Origin of the sequence: Kaistia granuli DSM 23481 (assembly GCF_000380505.1) — a bacterium.
In the GTDB taxonomy this organism is placed as follows: domain Bacteria; phylum Pseudomonadota; class Alphaproteobacteria; order Rhizobiales; family Kaistiaceae; genus Kaistia; species Kaistia granuli.
In genome coordinates, this window is the sequence record NZ_AQYH01000019.1 from 39,930 (window position 1) to 63,812 (window position 23,883).

The window sequence follows — 23,883 nt, forward strand, 5'->3', positions numbered from 1 at the left end:
CCTGATTGCATGTCGCGGCATGGCGCGTCTCCGGAAGGGCGTTACGTCGGAGGTCTCATACTAGCCCCCAAACCGGGCTTGTCGCCACTGGCGATTGCCCGCGAGCGACACGACAATGTGGGCCTTGCGAATGAGAACAAAACGTGTACATTGTCCGTGTTTGCTCACGTCCGAGCGGTGTGGAATAAGGAGCGCCGGAATGTCTCAATCTTCTCTCCGTCTCGTCGAAGGGGCCACAATGGACAAGTCGAAGGCGCTGGATGCAGCGCTCTCCCAGATCGAGCGAGCCTTTGGCAAGGGTTCGATCATGCGCCTCGGCCAGAACAAGGCCGTCGAGATCGGCACGGTTTCGACCGGTTCCATCGGTCTCGATATCGCGCTTGGAATCGGTGGCCTGCCGCGCGGGCGTATCATCGAGGTCTATGGACCGGAATCGTCGGGCAAGACCACTCTGGCGCTCCACACCATCGCGGAGGCCCAGAAGAATGGCGGCATCTGCGCCTTCGTCGATGCCGAGCACGCGCTTGATCCGATCTATGCCCGCAAGCTTGGCGTCAATCTCGATGATCTGCTGATCTCGCAGCCGGATACGGGCGAGCAGGCGCTGGAGATCACCGATACGCTGGTCCGCTCCGGCGCCGTCGACGTCCTCGTCGTCGATTCGGTCGCGGCGTTGACGCCGCGCGCTGAAATCGAAGGCGAGATGGGCGACAGCCTGCCGGGCCTGCAGGCTCGTCTGATGAGCCAGGCGCTGCGCAAGCTCACCGCGTCGATCTCGAAGTCGAACACCATGGTGATCTTCATCAACCAGATCCGCATGAAGATCGGCGTCATGTTCGGCAATCCCGAGACGACGACGGGCGGCAATGCGCTGAAGTTCTACGCTTCGGTCCGCCTCGACATCCGCCGCATCGGCGCGATCAAGGAGCGCGACGAGGTTGTCGGCAACCAGACCCGCGTCAAGGTGGTCAAGAACAAGCTGGCGCCGCCGTTCAAGCAGGTCGAATTCGACATCATGTATGGCGAAGGCGTCTCGAAGATGGGCGAGCTCGTCGATCTCGGCGTCAAGGCCGGCATCGTCGAGAAATCGGGCGCCTGGTTCTCCTATGACAGCCAGCGCCTCGGCCAGGGCCGCGAGAACGCCAAGGGCTTCCTGCGCGACAATCCGAAGGTTGCGGCGACGATCGAGCTGGCGATCCGGCAGAATGCCGGTCTGATCTCCGAGCAGCTGACCAAGGGTGGCCCCGAGGACGACAGCGACGGCGACGACGCGCTCGAGGCGTAGACGGAAATCGACCGGGGAGGGCGGCGCGCTCCCCGGTCTTCAGGCAATCTCTATGCGCGTAGCGATCCCTTCACCGGACACGCGGCGGCCGACAGAGGATGGCAGGGATGGCGGAGCGCGAGATCCGGAGCGGCGGTTGTCATTGCGGCGATGTCCGCTTCACGGCGCGCGGCGCCTTTGATGCCGCCATCAGCTGCAATTGCTCGATCTGCCAGAAACGCGGCCATTGGCTCGCCTTCGTGCCGGCCTCGGATTTTGACCTGGAGACGGGCGCCGAGTCTATCTCCGACTACCAGTTCAACCATCGCCGCATCCACCATTTCTTCTGTTCACGCTGCGGCGTCGGCTCCTTCGGGCGGGGCACCGCTCCGGACGGTTCCGCGATGGTGGCGGTCAATGTCCGCTGTCTCGATGACATCGATCTTTCGACGGTGACGGTCACTCCGTTCGACGGTCGCAGCGTCTGATCCAGCCCGGCCGGCGCGGCGTTAAGCACGGCTCACGCGCTTTCTGGACAGTCCGCTTAGCGATCGCTACAAACGCCCGCACAATTCCTTCGGCAGGGCGCGGAACCACGCGCGCTGCCCTCTGTAGCAGGCGGGTCAGTTCATGAGCAGCGTCAACGACATCCGGTCGGCGTATCTCGGCTTCTATCAGAAGAACGGTCACGAGATCGTCGCGTCGAGCCCGCTCGTGCCGCGCAATGATCCGACGTTGATGTTCACCAATGCCGGCATGGTCCAGTTCAAGGACTATTTCACCGGCCGCTCGGCCGCGCCCTATCCGCGCGCCACGACCTCGCAGAAATGCGTGCGCGCCGGCGGCAAGCACAATGATCTCGACAATGTCGGCTACACCGCCCGGCATCACACCTTCTTCGAGATGCTCGGCAATTTCTCCTTCGGCGATTATTTCAAGGAGCGGGCGATCGAGCTCGCCTGGACGCTGGTCACCAAGGAGTTCGGCCTCGCCAAGGAGAAGCTCTGCGTCACCGTCTACCATGATGACGAGGAGGCCTTCGGCCTCTGGAAGAAGATCGCCGGCCTGTCGGAAGACAAGATCATCCGCATCGCCACCTCCGACAATTTCTGGCAGATGGGCGATACCGGTCCGTGCGGCCCGTGCTCGGAAATCTTCTTCGACCACGGCGATCACATCCCCGGCGGCCCTCCGGGCAGCCCGGACGAGGACGGTGACCGCTTCATCGAGATCTGGAATCTCGTTTTCATGCAGTTCGAGCAGATCGCGCCGGGCAACCGCGTGCCGCTGCCCCGCCCGTCGATCGACACCGGCATGGGCCTTGAGCGCGTCGCCGCCGTCATGCAGGGCGTGCACGACAACTATGACATCGACCTGTTCAAGGCGCTGATCCGCGCCTCGGTCGAGGCCACCGGCGTGCCGGCGGAAGGCGCCAACCGCGCCAGCCACCGCATCATCGCCGACCACCTCCGCGCGACCAGCTTCCTGATCGCCGACGGCGTGCTGCCGTCGAACGAAGGCCGCGGCTATGTGCTGCGTCGCATCATGCGCCGCGCCATGCGGCATGCGCATCTGCTCGGCGCGGCCGAGCCGCTGATGTGGCGCCTGGTGCCGGCGCTGATCCGCGAGATGGGCCAGGCCTATCTGGAACTGCTGCGCGCCGAGGCCCTGATCACCGAGACGCTGCGGCTGGAAGAAATCCGCTTCCGCCGCACGCTGGCGCGCGGGCTGACGCTGCTCGATGACGCGACGGGTACGCTGACCAGCGGCGCCACGCTCGACGGCGAGACGGCGTTCAAGCTCTACGACACCTATGGCTTCCCGCTCGACTTGACGCAGGACGCGCTGCGCGCCCGCGGTATCGCGGTCGATACCGACGCGTTCCAGACGGCGATGGAGCGGCAGAAGGCCGAGGCTCGTGCCAATTGGGCGGGCTCTGGCGACACGGCGACCGAGACGGTCTGGTTCTCGCTGCGCGACAAGCTCGGTGCCACCGAGTTCCTCGGCTATTCGGCGGAGGCCGCCGAGGGCAAGGTGCTGGCGCTGGTGCGCGACGGCGCCGAGATCGGCGAGGCAAAGGCCGGCGAGCCGGTGTCGATCGTCGTCAACCAGACGCCGTTCTACGCCGAATCGGGCGGCCAGGTCGGCGATGCCGGCCGGATCGAGACCGAGGGCGGCGCCGTGGTACGCGTCTCCGACACGCAGAAGCGGGCCGACGGCCTGTTCGTGCATATCGGCCAGGTCGAGAGCGGTACCGTCAAGACGGACGATGCAGTGCGCCTGATCGTCGATCATGACCGCCGCGGCACGATCCGCTCGAACCATTCGGCGACCCATCTGCTGCATGCCGCGCTCCGCCGCGTGCTCGGCGATCACGTCGCCCAGAAGGGTTCGCTGGTCGCGCCGGAGCGGTTGCGCTTCGACTTCAGCCATCCGAAGCCGATCGACGAGAGCGAGCTCGCTTCGATCGAGGACATCGCCAACGCGGTGGTGCTGCAGGATGCGCCCGTGGTCACCCGTCTGATGGATCGCGACGAGGCGATGCATTCCGGCGCCATGGCGCTGTTTGGTGAGAAGTATGGCGACGAGGTTCGCGTCGTCTCGATGGGCGAGGACGGCAACAAGGCCTATTCGGTCGAGCTCTGCGGCGGCACCCATGTCGGCCGCACCGGCGAGATCGGCCTGGTGACGCTGATCGGCGAGAGCGCGGTGGCGGCCGGCGTGCGGCGCGTCGAGGCGCTGACCGGCAAGGCGGCGCGGGATCATCTCGAGCTGCAGGACAAGCGCCTGAAGGCGGTCGCCGCGGCGCTGAAGGTGCGTCCGGACGAGGCGGCCGATCGTGTTCAAGCGCTCGTCGAGGACAAGCGCCGGCTCGAGCGCGAACTGGCCGAGGCGAAGAAGAAGCTGGCGCTCGGCGGCGGCGGAGCGGGCCAGGCGGCCGGCGACGGTGTGCGCGAAGTCGGCTCGGTCCGCTATCTCGGCCGCGTCGTCTCGGGCATCGCGCCGAAGGATCTGAAGGGGCTCGTCGACGACGCCAAGAAGGCGGTAGGCTCTGGCATCGTGGCGATCGTCGGCGTCTCGGATGACGGCAAGGCCGGTCTGGTCGTCGGCGTCAGCGAGGATCTGGTCGGTACCTACAGCGCGATCGACCTGGTTCGCGCCGGGTCGGACGCGCTCGGCGGCAAGGGCGGCGGCGGCCGGCCGGACATGGCGCAGGCCGGCGGTCCGGATGGCGCCAAGGCGGACGACGCGCTCGCGGCGATCGAGGCCGTTCTGGCCGGTTAACAGCTGAGGGGGCAGCGCCCCCGGAAAAGGACGACGCTGTGGAACAGGTCGCGGCGGGCAGGGAACTTCTGGTCTTCCTGGTCGCCGCGGGGGTCATTGTCCCGTTGTTCCAGTATATGAAGCTCGGCGTCGTCTTGGGCTTCCTGATCGCCGGCGTCGCGGTCGGTCCCGGTGGCTTCGGCCACTTGGCCGCGACTTGGCCGATCTTCGGCTATGCGGCGATCTCCGACGTCTCGCGCCTGCAGATGCTGGGCGACCTCGGCGTGCTCTTCCTGCTCTTCACCATCGGGCTAGAGCTGTCGTTCACTCGCCTGCGGGCGATCGGACGACTGATGGTCGGTGTCGGCGGCCTGCAGGTCATCCTCGCCACCGCCGTCATCTACGGTCTGGCGGCGCTCGCCGGCTATCAGTTCGACGATGCGCTCGTTCTCGGTATGGCGCTGGCGTTGTCGTCGACGGCCATCGTCACCCAGTCGCTGGTGGAACATAAGCGGCTCGGCGCTGCGGCAGGCCGTACGACGCTGGGTGTTTTGATCCTGCAGGACCTGACGGTTGTGCCGATCGTCATCGTCGTCGGCATCCTCGGCAACGCCGGGGCGACGGAGGGTGCCAGCGTCGGTCTTGCCCTGATACAGGGTATCGGCATTGCCATCGCCGTCGTCGTCGCCGTTCTGGCGCTCGGGCGCTTCCTGGTCAGGCCGCTGATGCGGCTGGCAGGCGCGACGGGCAACCGGACGCTGCTGATCGCCATCGCCCTGTTGATCATCGTCGGGTCCGGCGCGCTGACATCCGCGGCCGGGTTGTCCTCGGCTCTTGGTGCCTTCCTCGCCGGCCTGTTGTTGAGCGAAAGCGAATATCGCCATCAGCTCGATGTCGAGGTCGAGCCGTTCAAGGACCTGCTGCTCGGGCTGTTCTTCATGACAGTCGGCATGACCATAGATCTGGTGATGGTCATCGATCACGGGGCGATGGTCCTCGCCGCGCTGGCGGTCCTGTTCGCCGTAAAGATGGTGACGGCCTATGTCGCGGCCCGCCTCAATCGGGTCGAGGTCCCGGTCGCAATCGAGCTGGCCTTCCTGCTGGCGGGCGCCGGCGAGTTCGCCTTCGTGATGTTCGCGCTTGCCTATCGCGAACACGTCATCGACGGTGACGTCGCGCATTTTGCTACGACAGTGGCGGCGCTTTCCATGCTGTTCACGCCCATGCTCGGCGTCATCGGCGCCCGCATCGGTCGACAGCTGGACCACCGCCGCCATTCCCTTTTGCACGGTGTCCATGCCGACGCGGAATATTCCGGACACGTCATCATCGGCGGGTTTGGCCGCTTCGGCAGCATGGTCGGCGGCCTGCTCCAGGCGGAAGACATTCCCTTCGTCGCTCTCGATCTCAATGTCGCGAATGTCGAGCGGGGCAAGAAGGAGGGGCAACCAGTCTTCTTCGGCGATGCGACGCGGCCGGAGATCCTCGCCAAGGTCGGCGGCGATCGGGCAGTTGCCTTCGTCGTGACCCCGGACGCCGGCAAGGTGGCTGAAACCATGATCAGTGTAGTGCTGGAGAACTGGCCGCAGGCGGTGGTGCACGCGCGCGCCCGCAGTGTGGGCCACGCTCGTCAATTGCTGGATCTCGGTGCCACCCACGTGGTGCCCGAGGCTCTGGAGGCCAGTCTACAGCTGGCCGGCGACCTGCTCGCGACGATGGGATTGCCGGGCGACGCGGTGGAACAGCGGCTGGCGATGGCGCGCGAGATCGTCCACGCCAGGCTTCGCTGCGGCGACGATCCCGATGCGATCGGGCCGAACCTGCCGCCCGACAGCAGCCCCGACTCGGACTAGTTGATCAAGAAGCCGCCATCGACCGGCAGGGTCACGCCGTTCACCATCGAGGCGCGGTCCGAGAGCAGGAAGGCGATTGTCTCCGCTACCTCGCGCGGTTCGATGAAGCGGCCGAGCGGGATGCGCGACAGCATCGGGTCCGCCTTGGCGGGATCACTCCAGGCCTTCACCGCCATCGGCGTCAGCGTCACGCAGGGATTGACCGCGTTGACGCGAATGCCCTGGCGGCCCAGTTCGTTCGCCATCACGGTGGTCAAGCCGTCGAGACCGCCCTTTGACGCGCAATAGGCGGCGTGGTCGGCGAAGCCGATCCAGGATGACAGCGACGAGACATTGACGATCGCGCCCTTGACGCCGCGATCGATCATGCTGCGCGCCGTTTCCTGGGCGATGATCGCCGCGGCGATGACGTTGACCGTATAGAGGTGGTTGAAGCTCTCGACGCTGGTCTCGAGAAACGGTTCCAGAATGGTCGTGCCGGCGCAGTTGACCAGCAGGTCGATCGGCTGTGCCGAGCGCGCGGCGATCCGGGTTGCGACCGGGTCGGCGAGATCGACGGCGATGGTTTCGCAGCCAATCGCCGCGGCGAGACTTTCCAGATCTCTCGGATCGCGCGAGAGCGCCACGACCGTCGCGCCATACTCGGCCAGCAGTTCGGCTGTGGCGCGGCCGATGCCCTTGCCGGCGCCGGTTACCAGAATGCGCTTACCCGTGAACTCAGACATGATTCCTCCCTCGACTGTCGAGGAAGCGTAGCGTCCGGCACGCCGTTCTGCGAGTCCGCGAGCGTCGTGAAAGGCAAACGGGCGCCGCGGCGGAAGGCTGCGGCGCCCGGGCAGGGCGGCTTCTTGTCGGCGGGGCTGGTTCTAGCGGAGAACGGGGCCAGGCCGACAGTGCAACGGGCTCGCCGTCATTCCTTCACGGCACCCGTCATCGACGATACGTAATAATCGACGAAGAACGAGTAGAGGATGACGACCGGCAGCGAGCCGAACAGGGCGCCCGCCATCAGCGATCCCCACTCGAACACGTCGCCGCGAACCAGCTCCGTCAGCACGCCGACCGGCACGGTCTTGTTCTCCGAGGACTGGATGAAGGTCAGCGCGTAGATGAACTCGTTCCAGGACAGGGTGAAGGCGAAGATGCCGGCCGAAATCAATCCCGGAACCGCCAGCGGCAGGATGACCTTGCTGAGGATCTGCCAGCGCGAGGCGCCGTCGACCAAGGCACTTTCCTCCAGCTCGTAGGGGATCGAGCGGAAGTAGCTCATCAGCAGCCAGGTGCAGAACGGGATCAGGAAGGTCGGGTAGGTGAAGATCAGAGCCAGCTTGCTGTCATAGATGCCGAAATTGAACACGATGACGGCGAGCGGGATGAACAGGATCGATGGCGGCACGAGATAGGCGAGGAAGATCAGCAATCCCACTGGACGCGATCCGGTGAACCGCAGCCGCTCGATGGCGTAGGCGGCAAAGACCGCCGCTGCCAGCGAGAGGATGGTCGAGCCGAAAGCGACCAGGACCGTGTTCCAGAGCCAGCCCGGGTAGGAGGTTTCGAACAGCAAGTACTTGATGTGGTCGAGCGTCGGCGAGACGACCCAGAACGGGCTGTACTGGTCGTAGTCGGTGAGCTGCTCGTTCGGCTTCACCGCCGTGATGCCCATCCAGTAGAACGGGAAGAGCAGGACGAAGACGAAGACGGCGAGCGGCAGATAGATCGTCACGACCCGCCGAGGCAGGCTGCTTAGATAGCTCATGCCCTCGACGTCGTCGACGAGCGGTGCGTTGGCTTGTGTCGTGTTGCGCGCGGTAGCGGCCATGTTTTTTTCCTTAGTCCTGACCACCCTGCTGCCACTTCCGCCTTTGCAGGCCGAAGAAGCTGAACATGATCGCCGCGAGCAGGAAGGGGATCATGGCGACTGCGATGGCGGCACCTTCGCCGAGCTGTCCGCCGGGAATGCCGCGCTGGAACGACAGCGTTGCCATCAGATGGGTCGCGTTCACGGGACCGCCCTTGGTGAGCACGTAGATCAGCTGGAAGTCGGTGAAGGTGAACAGCACCGAGAAAGTCATGACCACGGCGATGATCGGGGTCAGCATCGGCAGGGTCACGAGACGGAAGCGCTGCCAGCTGGTGGCGCCGTCGATCGAGGCGGCCTCCTGCAGCGAGGCGGGGATCGTCTGCAATCCGGCCAGGAGCGAGATGGCGACGAAGGGAATGCCGCGCCAGACATTGGCGGCGATCACCGAAGCGCGCGCATTGGTCGGATCGCCGAGGAAATTGATCGGCTGATCGATCCAGCCCATCTTCATCAGCGACCAGGAAATGATCGAGAACTGGGCGTCGAAGATCCACCAGAAGGCGAGCGCCGAAAGAACCGTTGGCACCACCCAGGGGAGCAGGATGATGGCGCGGAAGAAGGACTTGCAGGGCAGTTTCTCGTTGAGCAGCAGCGCGAGCCAGAGGCCCAGCACGAACTTCAGCACCGAGGCGATGAACGTGTAGAGGACGGTATTGAAGACCGCGGTCCAGAAGACGGGGTCATCCCAGAGGAAAGCGTAGTTCTCGAGGCCGATGAAGATGCCGTCGCGGCCGATCTTCGTATCGGTGAAACCCAGCCACACGCCGAGACCGAGCGGGTAAGTCAGGAAACAGAGAAGGAAAACCGCGGCAGGCAGCATGAACATCAACCCGAGCGCATTCTTGCTCTGGAAGAATGCGCCGGCGAATGTCTGCGGTTTTGCGATAGGGGCAGTACTCATGGACGTCTCCGCATCCGGGCTTTGGCCCGATGTCACCCGCCGCCGGAGCGGCGGGTGACATCGGTATCGACTTAGGCGCGGTAGTAGCGCTCGGCGCGGCGCTGGGCCTGGGCGATGGCGTCTTCCGGCGACATCTGACCGGTGACCGCAGTGGCGTACATGTCGACGAGGACGTAGTCCGCCATGGTTGCCGCCGAAGCACTGCCGAGCGGACCGGCATAGCCGTTCGGACGGAGCGACTCCGAAGCCCTGGCATAGGCTTCGTGGATCGGGTTGCTGGTCCAGACCGGGTTGGCGGCGAATGCCTTGAGCGGCTGGCAGCAATAGGCGCTGGCGCCCTCGATCCAGCGGTTCATGCTATCGGCCTGATACATGAACTGCAGATAGGCCTTCGCGGCTTCCGGGTACTTCGTGTGCTGGAAGATCGAAAGCGTCGACGCCTGGTGCAGTTCGATCGACTTGCCGACGGGACCGATCGGCAGGTTCGTCGATCGCATGTCCTCGGCGATCTCCTTCATCTTCGGATCCTTGATGGCAGCGTAGTAGACCGACACGCCATTGGCGGTCAGCGATACCTGGCCGGCCAGGAAGGCACGGTTGTTGTTGACGTCCTGCCAGCTTTCCGTGCCCGGAATGAAGGTCTTGTAGAGTTCCTGGGCGTATTTGACGGAGGCGAGCGTCTCCGGGCTGTTGAGTACGACGGCGCCCTTGTCGTCGATCATCTGGCCGCCATGGCTCCAGAGCAGCCAATGGGCGTAGTTGTTGCCGTCACCGACGGCCTTGCCATGCGGGAAGCCGGCGGGCGTGCCCTTGGCCTGCAGCGCCTTGCAGAGCTCCAGGAAACCAGCGGTGTCGGTCGGGAACTCGTTGAAGCCGGCTGCCTTCATATGGCTGTCGCGATAGACGATCGCGTTGCCGATGGCGCAGAGCGGCAGGGCGATGAACTTGCCGTCGCGCTTGGCATAGCCTTCCAGGCCCGGATACCAGCCGCCATGGGTAGCGCCGAGATATTCGCCGAGCTCGGTCACGTCAACCAGCTTGTCCGGATACTGCTGCGGATCGTCGAACCAGCTCATCACCATGTCGGGGCCTGAGCCGACATTGGCGGCGACGGCGGCTTTCGGACGGATGTCCTCCCAGCTTTCCTTGTCGATACGGACTTCGACGCCGGTCGCTTCGGTGAACTTCTTGGTGTTCTCGAGCCAGGCGGCTTCTTCCGACGCCACGAACGGCACCCAGCGCAGAAGGCGGAGCGTGGCGCCGGCTTCCGGCGTGTAGACCGGCGCAGCGGCCTGGGCAAAGGCCGGCGACATGCCGAGCTTGCCGAAGCCAGCCGCGGCCACCAGGCCGGCGGTCGTTACGAAAAGGTCTCGTCTATTCAGGGTCATTGTTTCCTCCTGCTAACTCGCGATTTTCTTTTTTTACAACTGCGATCTCGGCGGATGCAGCCGGGATCGCTACGCCGATGAGTCCGGCGGCGTCCTAGAGCCGAAGTCCGCTTGCGGCATCGAAAATGTGCGTCGAATTGGTGTCGATCGCGACATGCAGCGTGTCGCCTGGCCTGGCTGCGACGCGGTCATGGAAGACGCAGGTGACGTCGGCGCCGGCCAGCTTGGCCATGATCTGGGTCTCCGAGCCGGTCGGCTCGACGACCAGGACCTGCAGGGGAACGCCGGCCGGATCGAGCCGCATGGCCTCCGGGCGGACGCCGTAGACGAGATCCCGGCCCTTCATGCTGTCGGCCGGATTGCGGACCGGCAGGACCGTGCCATCCTGGGCAATGAAGCGGGATGCGTCGGCGGTGTCGACCCGTCCCTTGATCATGTTCATGGACGGGGAGCCGATGAAGCCGGCGACGAACAGGTTGACCGGCTGGTCATAGAGTTCGAGCGGCGCGCCGATCTGCTCGACGATGCCGTCATGCATGACGACGATCTTGTCGGCCATGGTCATGGCCTCGATCTGGTCGTGCGTGACGTAGACCGTGGTGGTCTTCAGCCGCTGGTGCAACTCCTTGATCTCGGCCCGCATCGCCACGCGCAGCTTGGCGTCGAGGTTGGAGAGCGGTTCGTCGAACAGGAAGACCTGCGGATCGCGCACGATGGCGCGGCCCATGGCGACGCGCTGGCGCTGGCCGCCCGAGAGCTGCCGGGGAAAGCGCTGGAGCAGATGGGTAAGGCCGAGGATCTCGGCCGCGGGCCGCACGCGCTCGTCGATCGTCGCCTGGCTGGCGCCCTTCAGCTTGAGCGAGAAGGCCATGTTGTCGGCGACCGTCATATGCGGATAGAGCGCATAGTTCTGGAACACCATCGCGATGTCGCGTTCCTTCGGCGGCATCTGGTTGACGACTTTGTCGCCAATGCGGATTTCGCCGGCAGTGATGTTCTCGAGCCCGGCGAGCATGCGCAGCAGGGTCGATTTTCCGCAGCCGGACGGGCCGACGAGGATGACGAATTCGCCGTCATCGATCTGGACGTCGACGCCCTTGATGATCGGTTGTGCGCCGAACGACTTCTTCACGTTAACGAATTCTACTGACGCCATACACGTCCTCCCAGAACTTAGATCCGATGCCGCCTTCGGATGGAATCCGGCGGCGATTGATGCGCTGCATGGACGTCATGCGCCGAGAAAACGCGGCGCCGAGATGGATGTCCTGCAGGCATCGAATGCGTGTCACGCTTGGTGACGGTGTCTTCATGCCGGCCGCCAGTATTCGCCTGCGAAAAGCTCGCGGGACGTCTGGTGGCGCCAGTCTCAACCCGCGGTGGTTGTGAGTAGCAGGAGAAAACTCAGGCTTGGCCGCAACGAACGCCCAGCCACTTCGGGCTGATCCAGTCGCGTCGCAAGGCTTGCCGATGGGCTCACGGACAACGCGCACCTCCATGCGTCGTCGTGGCAAATACCGCTCCAGAGATAGCCATCCTCCACCGCTCACACCCTGGCGTGAGCTCCGGCAACGCATCCTAGACAGTCTCTCCCTCTGCCTGACCAAGTGGTATGCCGCACAGTCCACTGGATCCTACGCAAAGTTCTTCTCTCCGGTCAACATCGGGCCAACTGTCTGTTTCAAATAACGTGTGAGACTGTGCATTTGTTGCGATGCAATATGGAAATTGATTTGTTCATTTTTTGCCCGCGTTGCGATGGTAAACTATCGATATTTTGACATATTGGATCGATCGCTCGTAGATTTCGTCCGCCACGTACGTGCTGACGTTCGCGTAAAGGGTAATCGTGTTATCGATCCTCGCCCTGACTTTCTTTGACGTCTTCCCGCTCGTCGATCGCTTCGATATCGCGATCGCATCCGCGCGTGTCGACCACCGCGATGGCCGGTCGGCGTCCGTTCCCGGAGCGATACCGCAGGAAGCCTGAGCCGAAGAGGGCTTGTGGTTCGGCGGCGCTTTCGTGTCAGGTAGTCGGATGGGGACTGTGTCGGGAGAAAGCGTCATGCGCCAGATCGGCTTCCGTTTGGCGGCGATCGCCGTCGCATTGCTTCTCGTCGGGGCGAACGCGGTCGCTGCCGTTGCCGCGACGCGGACCCTGCATGGCTCCGTCATCGATCGCGAACGGATGGCGTTGCCCCCGGACGCGCGGGTCGAGGTCCAGTTGCTGGATGTCTCCCTGGCCGACGCGCCGTCGCGAACCATCGCCCGGACGAGCTTCCGGCCGCGCGGCCCGGTGCCGATTCCCTACCGCCTCCGTTTCGACGAGGCCAGGCTGAAGCCGCGTCACAGCTATGGGTTGCGGGCGACGATCTCGGTCGGCGACAGGCTGTGGTTCACCTCGACCAGCCGCCATTCGGTCGAGATCGGCGGGCCGGACCGGATCGATATTCCCGTCCAGCGCCTCGGTGGCCAGGCGGCCCCGCGTCCCGCCGGCAGCCCGGCCGGGCGCTGGCTCGCCGAGGATATCCGCCGGGGCGGCGTCATCGATTATCTGCAGACCGTGCTTGAAATCGGCCCGAATGGCCGGGTCAGCGGCACTGGCGGCTGCAATCGCATGTCGGGCCAGGCGAAGATCGCCGGCGACACGATCCGGTTTGGCGCGATCGCCAGCACGCGGATGGCCTGCACGCCGGCTGCCATGAACCAGGAACGGAAATTCATCGCTGCACTGGAGGATGTGCGTCGCTGGCGCGTCGATCCGGCTCGCGGCAAGCTGATCCTGCTCGACGGGCGAGGCAATTCGATCGTCGTCTTGTCCCGCCTGTAGCACCCGGCCGCTGGCGGCTTCGGCGAGGCGCAGGTCAGCTGTCGAGCAGGCTGCGGCGGTAGCTGACGAAGCCGAGATGCGCGGCGACCTTGTCGTAGAGGTGTCTCGCTGTGGCGTTGTCGGTGTGGGTCAGCCAGTGCAGCCGGTCGCAGCCGCGCACGCCGGCCTCCTGAGCCACGGCCTCGATCAGCGCTCGGCCGACGCCGCCGCTGCGGCTGGCGGGGCTGACGAACAGGTCTTCGAGATAGCAGGAATGGCCGGCCAGCCAGGTCGATCGATGGATCACGGCATGGGCGAAGCCGACGAGGTCGCCGTCGATCTCGGCGCCGAGGGCGAACATCGGCTCGGCCGGATCGTTCAGGCGGGCCCAGGTGAGATCGGAGATCTCGGGCGCCAGCGGCCGCTGGTAGAAATCGAGATAGCCCTGCCAGAGCGGCCGCCACGCCTCGCGGTCGGTGCTGGCGAGTGGGCGGATCACGACACGCATGCGGACATCCTATTCAGGACCGGGGAAGGCAATCGGCAAGGAAGGGGACAAGGGCGGAGCGCCGCCCTTGTCCTGAGCTTGATCGGGGAGCTGGGCTCCCCGAACGGGCCTTGGCTTATGCCATCGCCTTGGTCAGGTTCTCGCTGACCTTGTCGAGGAAGCCGGTGGTCGACAGCCACTTCTGGTCGGGGCCGACGAGCAGCGCCAGATCCTTGGTCATGTCGCCAGCTTCGACGGTGTCGACGCAGACCTTCTCGAGCGTCAGCGCGAACTTGGCCAGTTCGGCATTGTCGTCGAGCTTGGCGCGATGGGCGAGGCCACGCGTCCAGGCGAAGATCGAGGCGATGGAGTTGGTCGACGTCTCCTTGCCCTGCTGGTGCTGGCGGTAGTGGCGCGTCACGGTGCCGTGGGCGGCTTCCGCTTCGACGGTCTTGCCGTCGGGCGTCAGCAGCACGGAGGTCATCAGGCCGAGCGAACCGAAGCCCTGGGCGACGGTGTCGGACTGCACGTCGCCGTCATAGTTCTTGCAGGCCCAGACATAGCCGCCGGACCACTTCAGGGCCGAGGCGACCATGTCGTCGATCAGGCGATGCTCATAGGTGATGCCGGCTGCCTTGAAGGCGGCGGCGAACTCGGCATCGAACACTTCCTGGAACAGGTCCTTGAAGCGGCCGTCATAGGCCTTGAGGATGGTGTTCTTGGTCGACAGGTAGACCGGGTACTTGCGCATCAGGCCGTAGTTCAGCGAGGCGCGGGCGAACTCGCGGATCGACTCGTCGAGGTTGTACATCGCCATGGCGACGCCGGCGCCCGGGAACTTGAAGACTTCCTTCTCGATGACGGTGCCGTCCTCGCCTTCGAACTTGATCGTCATCCGGCCCTTGCCGGGGACGAGGAAGTCCGTCGCCTTGTACTGGTCGCCGAAGGCATGACGGCCGACGATGATCGGCTGCGTCCAGCCCGGCACCAGGCGCGGCACATTCTGGCAGATGATCGGCTCGCGGAAGATCACGCCGCCGAGGATATTGCGGATGGTGCCGTTCGGCGACTTCCACATCTCCTTGAGGTTGAACTCTTTCACGCGGGCTTCGTCCGGCGTGATGGTGGCGCACTTGACGCCGACGCCGACCTTCTTGATCGCCTCGGCTGCCTCGATCGTCACCTGGTCGTTGGTGGCGTCACGATGCTCGATGCCCAGATCGAAATACTGGAGGTCGAGATCGAGGTAGGGGTGGATCAACTTGTCCTTGATGTTCTGCCAGATGATCCGGGTCATCTCGTCGCCGTCGAGTTCAACGACGGGATTGGCTACCTTGATCTTCGCCATGGAGGAAGGCCTCGCTTCTGGGTTGGACGACCCTGGCTGCCGGCGGCAAGGCCGCGTGCGGCAGGACAGCGCCGAAGGATGGTGCGGGCACCCCTATAGCATCGCGCTCAAACCCCGCAAAGGCGGGAAGCCCGGGAAGGAGCGTTACGAATGAGTGGCATTGCCTCCACGCCCGCGCCACTTCCGGAGCTTTTCGCGGATCCGACCCTTGAGCCGCCTGAGACCAAGGAACGGAAGCTCCCGGCGGGTTCCGAACGGCATGTTGCTGCCATGGCATTGTCGGAGTGCGGCGCCGAGCAGGCGGGGCGACGTGCGCTTCGCCAACTGGCGCAGGGTTTGCTTTTCGCCGAAGACGGCGTTCAGTCGCGGCAACTGCTCTGCGAGGAACGCCGTGGCCTTGGTGCCATCGTCCGGGTCGCTCGTATGGCGGGGATATTGGAGCAGCATCCCGAGCGCATTCCAGTAGCGGTCGGCGCCGATCCGCCACGAGAAATCCTCCGCATGCGTCACTAGGACCCGGATCAACTCGCGGATACGAAGTCCGCCGAAATTCGACGCCGGACCGCCATTCGTGCCCATGTAGCGGAGGCTGGGTGCGGAAGCGTAGAAATTTTGGTCGTGAACCCGATAGGTCGAAAGCGGCACGTCGATGATGGCAGAGCCGCCGAGCAAGTGGCACAGCCGATTGTAGTGCCCATCGGCCGCCAGCCGCCGCAACCGATCGGGATCGTCGCAGACCGGCGCGACGAGGTCGACCATGAAGCGTCGGTACATGTTCGACGTGCCAGGCGACCAGGGCCAGTGCCAGATCGAAATGCGGGGATCGAGAATGGTCGTGCCGCGCGCGAGCTGCGCGTAGGTGGCGTCGTCGATCGTTGCCAGGCGCGGGACGAATGCCGCTGGTCTGAGATCCTGTTGGGCTTCCGGTCGTGCTAGCATGGTCCGCTCGCGGTGGCCGTTGACCATCACGCCGTCGCGGGTCGTTTCGAGGGCGCAGCAGGAGGTGAACGCGATGTTCAGGCGGCCAGCGAGATGAACCTGGACATGCATGGAGGCGAAGTTTGACAGCAAGGTATCGTCGGAATCGACGAACACGACAAACTCGCCCCGGGCCGCCTCCAAGCCGCGCAGCGCGCCGCCGAGTGGTCCGAGGTTGGTTTGCGAGTGGATGACCGTGAAGCGAGGGTCGTCGCCGACGGTCTTCCGGATGACGTCCCGACTTGAATCGGTGGAGGCATTGTCGACGACGATCGCCTCGAAGCGGGGATAGTCCTGGCCCTGGATCGACTGAAGCGTTGCGTCGATGAAGCCCGCATAGTTCCAGTTTCGGACGATGAACGAGACGAGGGGAAGCTTCAGTTCGCCTGGGGCCGCAAGCCGCGTCGATGGAATCCCCCCCAATGTGAATTGCGCCGACGTGTCGCCGGTGAAGGTGGCTGTCACTTGGGTGCCCTGAAAAGTGGTGAGTAGGAAAACGGCGCAATCTAGGGCGAATGAACGCTCGCCGGATTTCCGGCGCTACACTCGGACTTTGGCCCGGCCAGGCATACTCCGTTGGCCGGACTGGAACCATGCATGCTGGATCTCGGAGCCCGCGGATGATGTGGGCCGATGGGGGTTGAAGTGCTGCAGCCGCGGCATGGATGAACTCGCATTGCTGCCATGGGTTCTGTAAGCCGAGAGCGGCACCTCGATGAGGAGGCTGCCTGCATCTTCATGGGCGAAGGGCAGCGCTACGGTGTCGAAACAGTAGGCGGGCAATATGTTCCGCGGCATGGCAGCGATGAAAGCGTCAATTGTCTTGCGTCGGATCACGTTGGATGTGCCGGGGCTCCAGATCCAGCCCTCGACGTCGGCCGGCACTCGGATGGCCGTCGTGGGCGGTTCGTCGGCTGTTTCCTTCGCGATCGGGATTCTCGGCCAGGACTCGGTCATGGTGAGGCGAATATGCGGGATGCCGGATGCAATGACGGCGCCGTCGGTGCCAATCTGGATGGCTTCGCTGCTCGATACGCCGAGTTCGCCGCCGAGCGCCAGATGGGCGCGAACGTGATGGCTGACGAAATTCGGAAAAAGCACATCATCGGCATCGAGAATGCAAATGAAGTCTCCAGCGACTTGATGCTGGGTGAAGACGTGATGCGCCGCGCCAAGCTGGCCCAGATTGTCGGGCAGACTGATGAAGCGGACCTCGGGATGGCTCGCGCTGAAAGCTTCCATCAGATCAGCGCTGCCATCGTCCGAAGCATTGTCGAGCGTGATGATTTCCAGCGCTGGATAATCTTGCGCTGCCGCCGAATCGAGGGCGGTCTGCAGATAGGAGACGTAGTTCCAGTTGATCAGGATGATCGAGACGAGCGGCAGCTTCGTGCCGCCGCTCACCCCGTAGCGCGAACGCCACTCGGCCTCGTTCATGCAAGCGTGCGCTTCGCGGCCAGTGCGAGGGCGATGTAGCTCCAGCCCGTGAAGATCAGCGAGATGCCAGCCAGCGTGCCGGGGACCCAGAGGCCCGAGGTCGGATACTGCGCGAGGATGAAGAAGCCGGCGAGGAAGGCGATGATGCCCGCTGCCAGGATCCAGCCCCAGCCGTCGAGCGGCTTGATGCGGAAGGAGAGGGCGATCTGGAAGATGCCCTTGGCGAGGAACACGGAGGCAATCACCAGCGTCAGCGCGAAGCTGCCGAAGACGGGCGACATATAGATCGCGATGCCGCCAATCAGCATGACGAGGCCGACGATCAGCTGCCAGAGGAAGCCGCCCCAACCCTGGATGCTGAAGGCCTGGAAGATCTGGAAGATGCCGGCGATCGCCAGCACGACGGCCAGGAACACGGTGACCGTGACGCTGGAGACCAGCGGCATGGCGATGGCGCAGATACCGCCAATCAGAAAGACGATGCCGAGAAAGAGGAACCAACCCCATTTCTCCCGCACGGCCGTGGAAAAGCTCTTATTGGCTGCCAGATCTGCGGGCATCTCTTGTCCTCCCCTTGGACCATCCTGTTGCCATGATTGCGACTCGCGAGAATCGTGCAACCAGCGTCGCAAATATAGCGTGACCGCCATCAATCAGCTAGGACATGCCTTTCTCTCTCCGCTGCACGGACGACATGTCTTCTTCTGAACTTCTTGTCGACGGTCCCGCCGTCATTCTCGTTGAGCCCCAGCTGGGCGAAAACATCGGCACGGCCGCCCGCGCCATGGCGAATTTCGGCCTGCGCGACCTCCGCATCGTCAATCCGCGCGACGGCTGGCCGAGTGAAAGCGCCCGCCGCGCCGCCAGCCGGGCCGATCACGTCTTCGACCGCATTCGTCTGTTCGGCAGCGTCGAGGAGGCGGTGGCCGATCTCGGCTATCTGGTGGCGACGACGGCACGCTCGCGCGAACTGGCAAAGCCGGTGCGCGGTCCTGCCTCCGCCGCCGGCATTATGCGCGGCCACATGACGGCGGGCGTGAAGACAGGCGTGCTGTTCGGGCGCGAGCGGATCGGCCTCACCAACGAGGAAATCTCGCTCGCCGACGAGATCGTCACCTTGCCGATCGACCCGCAATTCGCGTCCCTCAATATCGCCCAGGCCGTGCTGATCGTCGCCTATGAATGGCGGCGCAGCGGGCTCGAGACGGAGGAGGCGGGCCTCCGCTTCGCGACGCCGAACGACAGCCGCCCGGCGACCAAGCAGGAACTGCTCGGCCTGTTCGAGCATCTCGAGGGCGCGCTCGACGGCGTCACCTTCTTCCGGCCGGTCGAGAAGCGCCCCGTCGTCGTGCAGACCCTGCGCGCCATGCTGCAGCGGGCGCAGTTCACCGAAGCCGATATCCGAACGCTGCGTGGGGTCATCGCGGCGCTGGAGAACCGCCCGACCCGTCCGCGGAAGCGCGCCGACGGTACCGAGACGACCAGCCGCGAGGCAGAGGATTGAGCGCAAGCCTGCTGGTCTTCGATTCGGGCATTGGCGGCCTGTCGGTGCTGCGCGAGATCCGGCGTCAATTGCCGTCGGCGGAAATCGCCTATGTCGCCGACGATGCCGCCTTTCCCTATGGCGACTGGGAGGCCGAACCGCTCTCCGATCACATCGTCGCCCTGATGGGCCGGTTGATCGAACGCTTCCAGCCCGACGCGGTGGTGATTGCCTGCAATACGGCGTCGACCCTCGTCCTGCCGCCGCTTCGCGCCCGCCACGCCCTTCCGTTCATCGGCACGGTCCCGGCGATCAAGCCGGCGGCGGAACGCTCAGCGAGCCGTGTCGTCGGCGTGCTGGCGACACCCGGCACGATGAAGCGCGACTACACGCGCGAACTGATCAAGAGTTTCGCTAGGGATTGTCACGTCCGCCTGGTCGGCTCGTCCGAGCTGGCGCCGCTCGCCGAAGCGGTGATGCGCGGCGAGCGGGTCGAAGACGCGGCGATCCGGACCGAAATCGAACCCGCCTTCATCGAGGTGGATGGTAAGCGGACAGATACGATCGTGCTCGCCTGCACGCATTATCCCTTCCTGATCGAGCGGCTGGAGGCGGTGGCGCCATGGCCAGTCGCCTGGGTGGATCCGGCCGAGGCTATCGCCCGCCGCGTACTCTCGGTTCTGTCCCTCGTATCGGAGCCGGCCGGAACCATAGCCTCGTCTGGTCAGGCATTCCTGACCTCCGGCAAGCCCTGGGCGCCGGCGCAGGTCGAGCTGCTCGGCCGTTTCGGGCTCGAAGCGGCGCGGCTGGACTAAGCGCCGCCAAGCCCAGCCGGCCGTGGGAGTTCAGTCCCGGTGCGCGTCCATCAGGATCTCGAATGAGCGCTTGCGATCGGCCGGGTCATAAAAGTCCGTCGTCACGATCAACTCGTCGGCGCCAGTCTGCTCGATGAAGGCCGCGAGCTTCGTACGCACCGTATCCGGGCCGCCGATGATGGCGACGCCGAGATGCGAGCGGACATAGGCCTCTTCCCTTGGCTCCCAGAGTCCTTCCATGCTGTCGACCGGCGGCATAAGCACGGTCGGCTGGCCGCGCACGAGATTGACCAGGCGCTGGTACTGCGTCGTCGCCTGGAACTGTGCCTCCTCGTCGGTTTCCGCGGCAAGGACGGGCAGCCCGACCATCACATAGGGCTTTTCCAGATAGGCGGACGGCTTGAAGAAGTGTCGGTAGGTTTCGAGCGCATCCATCAGGCGCAGCGGCGCGAAATGGCTGGCGAAGGAAAAGGGCAGGCCGAGCAGGCCCGCGAGCTGCGCACTGAAGGTTGATGAGCCGAGCAGCCATACCGGCACGTTGGAGCCCGCACCCGGAACCGCGCGCAGCTTCTGTCCTTCGACGGCCGGCGCCAGCAGGGCGAGGAGTTCCTGCACATTCTGCGGAAAGGCGTTGTCGTCATCGACGAGCTCGCGTCGCAGGGCCCGCATCGTCATCGGGTCGGTGCCCGGCGCGCGACCGAGGCCGAGATCGATCCGTCCCGGATAAAGCGCCTCCAGCGTGCCGAACTGCTCGGCGATCACCAAAGGTGCGTGGTTCGGCAGCATGACGCCGCCGGACCCGACCCGGATGGTCGAAGTCCCACCGGCCAGGTAGCCGATCAGAACCGATGTCGCCGAACTGGCGATTCCCGGCATGTTGTGATGCTCGGCGACCCAGAAGCGGTTGTAGCCGAGCTTCTCGACATGGCGGGCGAGGTCGAGCGAATTGGCGAGGGCGCCGGCGACGGTGCCGTTCTGGCGAACCGGGGCGAGGTCGAGAACGGAGAGCGGGATGGCGGGGTTCTGGGGCATGAAACGATCCGGTGGGGGAAGGGTCTCGACTATGTGGGAAGCCGGCCGTCGCTCGGAAAGATCGTGGCACCGATTTTTGTATGGAGTGATACAGTATGGAGGTCGCTGTTCTCGGGCTCGTCGCGAGGCTAGAAGCACGAAAGCCATGACAGGGAGCGCGCAATGATCGGTTGGGGCATTCTGGGGACGGGGTTCATCTCCGACACGGTCGCGGCGGCCATCGTCAAGAGCCCCGGCTCGCGCATCGCCGCCGTCGCCGGGCGAGATATCGGCCGCACGGAGGCATTTCGTGCCCGCTTCGAGGGCGATCGCGCCTATGCCGATCATGCGGATCTGTTTGCCGATCCGGCCGTCGACGTCGTCTATGTCGGCCTGCCGAACCATCTGCACCACCGCTTCGTTGGCGAGGCGGCGGCTGCTGGCAAGGCGATCCTTAGCGAGAAGTCGCTTTCCGTCGACATGGCGAAGAGCCAGGCGCTGGTCGAGGCGGTGGCCGCCAGCGACGTCTTCTTCGTCGAGGGTCTGATGTATCTAGCCCATCCGCTGATTGCCCGTTTCGTCGAGATCTTGCGCGACCGTCGTCTTGGCACGGTGAAGTCGATCCATGCGAGTTACGCCGCCGATATCTGGCAGGTGGTCAATCCCGAAGGGCGCGGCACGCTGTACAATCTCGGCTGCTATCCAGTGTCGCTACTGCAGCTCGCGGTGCAGACGGTGGCGGGCGAAGGGGCGTTTCGCGATCGCAGCCAGACCGGTACCGGCACGATCTCGCCGCATGACGGCAATGTCAGCGAAGCGGCGCTCGCCGTGCGCTTCGGCTGCGGCATCCTCGCGACCGTCCAGGCCGCCGAGACCTATGGCATGCTTCCGGACTTCACTGTCGTCGGCGACAAGGGAAGCCTGCGCTTTCTCGACAATCCCTGGCTGCCTGAGGCGGGCGCCAGCCGGCTGCTGTTCACCGGCTTTGACGGCACCCGCGAAGAGATCGTCGTCGAAAGCGACGCGGATGCCTTCCTGCACCAGGTCCGCATGGTCGAGCGCAGCCTGGCCGCTGGCCTCGGGCAAGCCAAGCGCCCCTCGCCGCGTCCAGCCGATTCGATCGAGATCATGGAAATGCTGACCGATTGGGAGGCGGATATCCGCCGGCCCTGAATGCGGGCGTGCTCGAGGCGTAAAAGTCTCCTAGTCTGCCGCAACGTCATTCGGGCCCGCTGTCGGGCGCCTGTGGCCGGATCAGGAGATCAGAATGGACTTCAAGCTCGCGGACAAGACGGCGCTGGTGACCGGTTCGACCGGCGGTATCGGACTGGCGATCGCCAGGACGCTGGCGGAAGAGGGCGCCGCTGTCACCGTCACGGGACGATCGGCGGAAAAGGTCGCGGCGGTGGTGCGCGAGATCGGCGCGGCGCGCGGCATCGTCGCCGATCCGGCGACGGCCGAGGGCGCCGCGATCCTCCTGCGCGAGCAGCCGGCTGTCGATATTCTCGTCAACAATCTCGGCATCTATGAAGTGAAGCCGTTCGTCGAGATCACAGACGCCGACTGGCTGCATTACTTCGACGTCAACGTGCTGAGCGGCATCCGGCTGGCGCGCCACTATTTCCCGGCCATGCTGGAGCGCAACTGGGGGCGCATCATCTTCATCTCCAGCGAATCCTCGCTGCAGGTGCCGCCCGACATGATTCACTACGGCATGACCAAGACGGCGCAGCTCTCGGTGGCGCGCGGTCTCGCCGAGCTGACCAAGGGCACGGCGGTGACGGTTAATTCGGTCATGCCGGGACCGACTCGCTCGGCCGGTATCGGCGATTTCCTGCGTTCGGTGTTCCCGGATAACACCGGCAGCGAGACCGAACTGGAAAAGGAATTCTTCCGGCTCTATCGTTCGTCGTCGCTCCTGCAGCGGATGATCGATCCGAAGGAGATCGCGGCGCTGGTCGCCTATGTCGCGAGCCCGCTGGGTGCCGCCACCAATGGGGCGGCGCTGCGGGTCGAGGGCGGGTTGTTGATGTCGCTTGCTTGAGGCGGTGAACCGGCTCCGGCATTTGACTCGCCCGGGCTTCTCCTCTACATCCCGGCCCATCGAGCGGGTCCATTCGGGCCGGCGCGGTATTTCACGCACCCGCGGAAACGTTCTTCGTTTCCTGTCGGCCGGCCTTAGAACCGGCAGAGGAGGGCACGTGTCCCTGTAACTCGTATCCAAGGGATATGCGATGTCGAAGCGTGCTTCGTCCAAACACAAGATTGACCGTCGTCTTGGTGAAAACCTCTGGGGTCGTCCCAAGTCCCCGGTCAACAAGCGCGAATACGGCCCCGGCCAGCATGGCCAGCGTCGTAAGGGCAAGGTTTCCGACTACGGTACCCAGCTCCGCGCCAAGCAGAAGCTCAAGGGCTACTACGGCAACATCTCCGAGAAGCAGTTCCGGAAGATCTATGCCGATGCGACCCGTCGCAAGGGCGATTCGTCGGAGAACCTGATCGGTCTCCTCGAGACCCGTCTGGACGCGATCGTTTATCGCGCCAAGTTCGTTCCGACCGTTTTCGCCGCGCGCCAGTTCATTTCTCACGGCCACATCAAGGTCAATGGCCGCCGCGTCAACATTCCGTCCTTCCAGGCGAAGGTCGGCGATGTGATCGAGGTCAAGGAAGCTTCGCGTCAGCTGACGATCGTCCTCGAGGCGACCCAGCTCGCAGAGCGCGATGTGCCGGACTACATCGAAGTCGATCATCACAAGATGACCGCCAAGTTCTCGCGCGTGCCGGCTCTGGCCGACGTGCCGTATCCGGTTCACATGGAACCGAACCTGGTCGTCGAATTCTATTCGCGCTGATCCGTCAGCGTCGTTCGAATTCTGGAAAAGGCCGCCTTCGGGCGGCCTTTTCTTTTCTTGGAGCGATCGCCCGGCATTTACGCTCTTCGAAACCACCGAGCTCCGGCGTATCAAGGATGCCGATCGAGCACG

Annotated in this window: 21 protein-coding genes; 10 read left to right on the forward strand and 11 right to left on the reverse strand. The window is 64.5% G+C overall.

Features of this window, described 5'->3' with window-relative positions:
• Positions 1 to 199: 199 nt before the first annotated feature.
• The 4 genes from recA (at position 200) to G342_RS24865 (ending at position 6,381) form a co-directional block, all read left to right on the forward strand.
• A complete protein-coding gene (recA, locus tag G342_RS0120675; RefSeq protein ID WP_026304655.1) occupies positions 200 to 1,285 on the forward strand; it encodes a recombinase RecA in 1,086 nt (361 codons plus the stop codon).
• Between the two features lie 107 nt (positions 1,286 to 1,392).
• Positions 1,393 to 1,752, forward strand: coding sequence for a GFA family protein (locus tag G342_RS0120680; protein ID WP_018185081.1), 360 nt, complete (start codon positions 1,393 to 1,395; stop codon positions 1,750 to 1,752).
• A gap of 142 nt (positions 1,753 to 1,894) precedes the next feature.
• Positions 1,895 to 4,549 (forward strand): alanine--tRNA ligase, encoded by a 2,655-nt coding sequence (alaS, locus tag G342_RS0120685; RefSeq protein ID WP_018185082.1) that lies wholly within the window; start codon positions 1,895 to 1,897, stop codon positions 4,547 to 4,549.
• Between the two features lie 38 nt (positions 4,550 to 4,587).
• Positions 4,588 to 6,381, forward strand: coding sequence for a cation:proton antiporter domain-containing protein (locus G342_RS24865; protein ID WP_018185083.1), 1,794 nt, complete (start codon positions 4,588 to 4,590; stop codon positions 6,379 to 6,381).
• On the opposite strand, the gene G342_RS0120695 is transcribed toward G342_RS24865, so the two are convergent.
• From G342_RS0120695 to G342_RS0120715, 5 genes are all read right to left on the reverse strand, one after another.
• On the reverse strand, positions 6,378 to 7,106 hold the full coding sequence (locus tag G342_RS0120695; RefSeq protein WP_018185084.1) for an SDR family oxidoreductase: 729 nt from the start codon (positions 7,104 to 7,106) through the stop codon (positions 6,378 to 6,380). The genes G342_RS24865 and G342_RS0120695 overlap by 4 nt on opposite strands.
• Positions 7,107 to 7,291: 185 nt before the next feature.
• Positions 7,292 to 8,200 carry a carbohydrate ABC transporter permease gene (locus tag G342_RS0120700; protein ID WP_018185085.1) on the reverse strand — a complete coding sequence of 303 codons (909 nt, stop codon included), beginning with the start codon at positions 8,198 to 8,200 and terminating at the stop codon, positions 7,292 to 7,294.
• A 10-nt stretch (positions 8,201 to 8,210) separates the two neighbouring features.
• A complete protein-coding gene (locus tag G342_RS0120705) occupies positions 8,211 to 9,143 on the reverse strand; it encodes a carbohydrate ABC transporter permease (protein WP_026304656.1) in 933 nt (310 codons plus the stop codon).
• A gap of 71 nt (positions 9,144 to 9,214) precedes the next feature.
• Positions 9,215 to 10,531, reverse strand: coding sequence for an ABC transporter substrate-binding protein (locus tag G342_RS0120710; RefSeq protein WP_018185087.1), 1,317 nt, complete (start codon positions 10,529 to 10,531; stop codon positions 9,215 to 9,217).
• Between the two features lie 94 nt (positions 10,532 to 10,625).
• Positions 10,626 to 11,687 carry an ABC transporter ATP-binding protein gene (locus tag G342_RS0120715; protein WP_026304657.1) on the reverse strand — a complete coding sequence of 354 codons (1,062 nt, stop codon included), beginning with the start codon at positions 11,685 to 11,687 and terminating at the stop codon, positions 10,626 to 10,628.
• A 909-nt stretch (positions 11,688 to 12,596) separates the two neighbouring features.
• Here G342_RS0120715 and G342_RS0120725 point away from each other — a divergent pair.
• The gene (locus G342_RS0120725) at positions 12,597 to 13,361 is read left to right on the forward strand and encodes a YbaY family lipoprotein (RefSeq protein ID WP_018185089.1); all 765 of its coding nucleotides are present in this window, start codon (positions 12,597 to 12,599) and stop codon (positions 13,359 to 13,361) included.
• A gap of 34 nt (positions 13,362 to 13,395) precedes the next feature.
• Here the strand turns inward: G342_RS0120725 and G342_RS0120730 are convergent, their stop codons facing one another.
• The 5 genes from G342_RS0120730 to G342_RS0120750 form a co-directional block, all read right to left on the reverse strand.
• Entirely contained in the window at positions 13,396 to 13,848 is a 453-nt protein-coding gene (locus G342_RS0120730) for a GNAT family N-acetyltransferase (RefSeq protein WP_018185090.1), read from the reverse strand.
• A gap of 115 nt (positions 13,849 to 13,963) precedes the next feature.
• The gene (locus G342_RS0120735; protein ID WP_018185091.1) at positions 13,964 to 15,175 is read right to left on the reverse strand and encodes an NADP-dependent isocitrate dehydrogenase; all 1,212 of its coding nucleotides are present in this window, start codon (positions 15,173 to 15,175) and stop codon (positions 13,964 to 13,966) included.
• 144 nt (positions 15,176 to 15,319) lie between these two features.
• Complete coding sequence (locus G342_RS0120740; protein ID WP_083931308.1) at positions 15,320 to 16,618, reverse strand: glycosyltransferase family 2 protein; 1,299 nt, start codon at positions 16,616 to 16,618, stop codon at positions 15,320 to 15,322.
• A gap of 75 nt (positions 16,619 to 16,693) precedes the next feature.
• Positions 16,694 to 17,590 carry a glycosyltransferase family 2 protein gene (locus G342_RS0120745; RefSeq protein WP_018185093.1) on the reverse strand — a complete coding sequence of 299 codons (897 nt, stop codon included), beginning with the start codon at positions 17,588 to 17,590 and terminating at the stop codon, positions 16,694 to 16,696.
• The gene (locus tag G342_RS0120750) at positions 17,587 to 18,150 is read right to left on the reverse strand and encodes an HdeD family acid-resistance protein (RefSeq protein WP_018185094.1); all 564 of its coding nucleotides are present in this window, start codon (positions 18,148 to 18,150) and stop codon (positions 17,587 to 17,589) included. Before G342_RS0120750 ends, G342_RS0120745 begins: the two co-directional genes overlap by 4 nt.
• Before the next feature lie 134 nt (positions 18,151 to 18,284).
• On the opposite strand from G342_RS0120750, the gene G342_RS0120755 reads away from it, so the two are divergent.
• Positions 18,285 to 19,094, forward strand: a complete 810-nt coding sequence (locus G342_RS0120755; RefSeq protein WP_018185095.1) for an RNA methyltransferase — start codon at positions 18,285 to 18,287, stop codon at positions 19,092 to 19,094.
• Entirely contained in the window at positions 19,091 to 19,888 is a 798-nt protein-coding gene (murI, locus tag G342_RS0120760) for a glutamate racemase (RefSeq protein ID WP_018185096.1), read from the forward strand. The genes G342_RS0120755 and murI overlap by 4 nt, the downstream gene beginning before the upstream one ends.
• 30 nt (positions 19,889 to 19,918) lie before the next feature.
• On the opposite strand, the gene G342_RS0120765 is transcribed toward murI, so the two are convergent.
• Positions 19,919 to 20,920, reverse strand: a complete 1,002-nt coding sequence (locus G342_RS0120765) for an LLM class flavin-dependent oxidoreductase (protein WP_018185097.1) — start codon at positions 20,918 to 20,920, stop codon at positions 19,919 to 19,921.
• A gap of 162 nt (positions 20,921 to 21,082) precedes the next feature.
• Between G342_RS0120765 and G342_RS0120770 the strand changes: the two genes are divergently transcribed.
• From G342_RS0120770 to rpsD, 3 genes are all read left to right on the forward strand, one after another.
• Positions 21,083 to 22,072, forward strand: coding sequence for a Gfo/Idh/MocA family protein (locus tag G342_RS0120770; protein ID WP_018185098.1), 990 nt, complete (start codon positions 21,083 to 21,085; stop codon positions 22,070 to 22,072).
• Between the two features lie 94 nt (positions 22,073 to 22,166).
• The gene (locus G342_RS0120775) at positions 22,167 to 22,943 is read left to right on the forward strand and encodes an SDR family NAD(P)-dependent oxidoreductase (protein WP_018185099.1); all 777 of its coding nucleotides are present in this window, start codon (positions 22,167 to 22,169) and stop codon (positions 22,941 to 22,943) included.
• Between the two features lie 190 nt (positions 22,944 to 23,133).
• Positions 23,134 to 23,751 (forward strand): 30S ribosomal protein S4, encoded by a 618-nt coding sequence (gene rpsD, locus G342_RS0120780; protein ID WP_018185100.1) that lies wholly within the window; start codon positions 23,134 to 23,136, stop codon positions 23,749 to 23,751.
• The last annotated feature ends 132 nt before the right edge of the window (positions 23,752 to 23,883 follow it).

Bases quoted from the DNA above. Each gene is read 5' to 3' on its own strand.
- G342_RS0120735 (WP_018185091.1), bottom strand. From the start codon at position 15,175: ATGGCGAAGATCAAGGTAGCCAATCCCGTCGTTGAACTCGACGGCGAC.
- G342_RS0120725 (WP_018185089.1), top strand. From the start codon at position 12,597: ATGCGCCAGATCGGCTTCCGTTTGGCGGCGATCGCCGTCGCATTGCTT.
- G342_RS0120700 (WP_018185085.1), bottom strand. From the start codon at position 8,200: ATGGCCGCTACCGCGCGCAACACGACACAAGCCAACGCACCGCTCGTC.
- G342_RS0120770 (WP_018185098.1), top strand. From the start codon at position 21,083: ATGATCGGTTGGGGCATTCTGGGGACGGGGTTCATCTCCGACACGGTC.
- G342_RS0120730 (WP_018185090.1), bottom strand. From the start codon at position 13,848: ATGCGTGTCGTGATCCGCCCACTCGCCAGCACCGACCGCGAGGCGTGG.
- G342_RS0120695 (WP_018185084.1), bottom strand. From the start codon at position 7,106: ATGTCTGAGTTCACGGGTAAGCGCATTCTGGTAACCGGCGCCGGCAAG.
- rpsD (WP_018185100.1), top strand. From the start codon at position 23,134: ATGTCGAAGCGTGCTTCGTCCAAACACAAGATTGACCGTCGTCTTGGT.
- G342_RS0120750 (WP_018185094.1), bottom strand. From the start codon at position 18,150: ATGCCCGCAGATCTGGCAGCCAATAAGAGCTTTTCCACGGCCGTGCGG.
- G342_RS0120710 (WP_018185087.1), bottom strand. From the start codon at position 10,531: ATGACCCTGAATAGACGAGACCTTTTCGTAACGACCGCCGGCCTGGTG.
- alaS (WP_018185082.1), top strand. From the start codon at position 1,895: ATGAGCAGCGTCAACGACATCCGGTCGGCGTATCTCGGCTTCTATCAG.
- G342_RS0120765 (WP_018185097.1), bottom strand. From the start codon at position 20,920: ATGCCCCAGAACCCCGCCATCCCGCTCTCCGTTCTCGACCTCGCCCCG.
- G342_RS0120755 (WP_018185095.1), top strand. From the start codon at position 18,285: ATGTCTTCTTCTGAACTTCTTGTCGACGGTCCCGCCGTCATTCTCGTT.
- G342_RS0120680 (WP_018185081.1), top strand. From the start codon at position 1,393: ATGGCGGAGCGCGAGATCCGGAGCGGCGGTTGTCATTGCGGCGATGTC.
- G342_RS0120715 (WP_026304657.1), bottom strand. From the start codon at position 11,687: ATGGCGTCAGTAGAATTCGTTAACGTGAAGAAGTCGTTCGGCGCACAA.
- G342_RS0120775 (WP_018185099.1), top strand. From the start codon at position 22,167: ATGGACTTCAAGCTCGCGGACAAGACGGCGCTGGTGACCGGTTCGACC.
- G342_RS0120705 (WP_026304656.1), bottom strand. From the start codon at position 9,143: ATGAGTACTGCCCCTATCGCAAAACCGCAGACATTCGCCGGCGCATTC.
- recA (WP_026304655.1), top strand. From the start codon at position 200: ATGTCTCAATCTTCTCTCCGTCTCGTCGAAGGGGCCACAATGGACAAG.
- G342_RS0120745 (WP_018185093.1), bottom strand. From the start codon at position 17,590: ATGAACGAGGCCGAGTGGCGTTCGCGCTACGGGGTGAGCGGCGGCACG.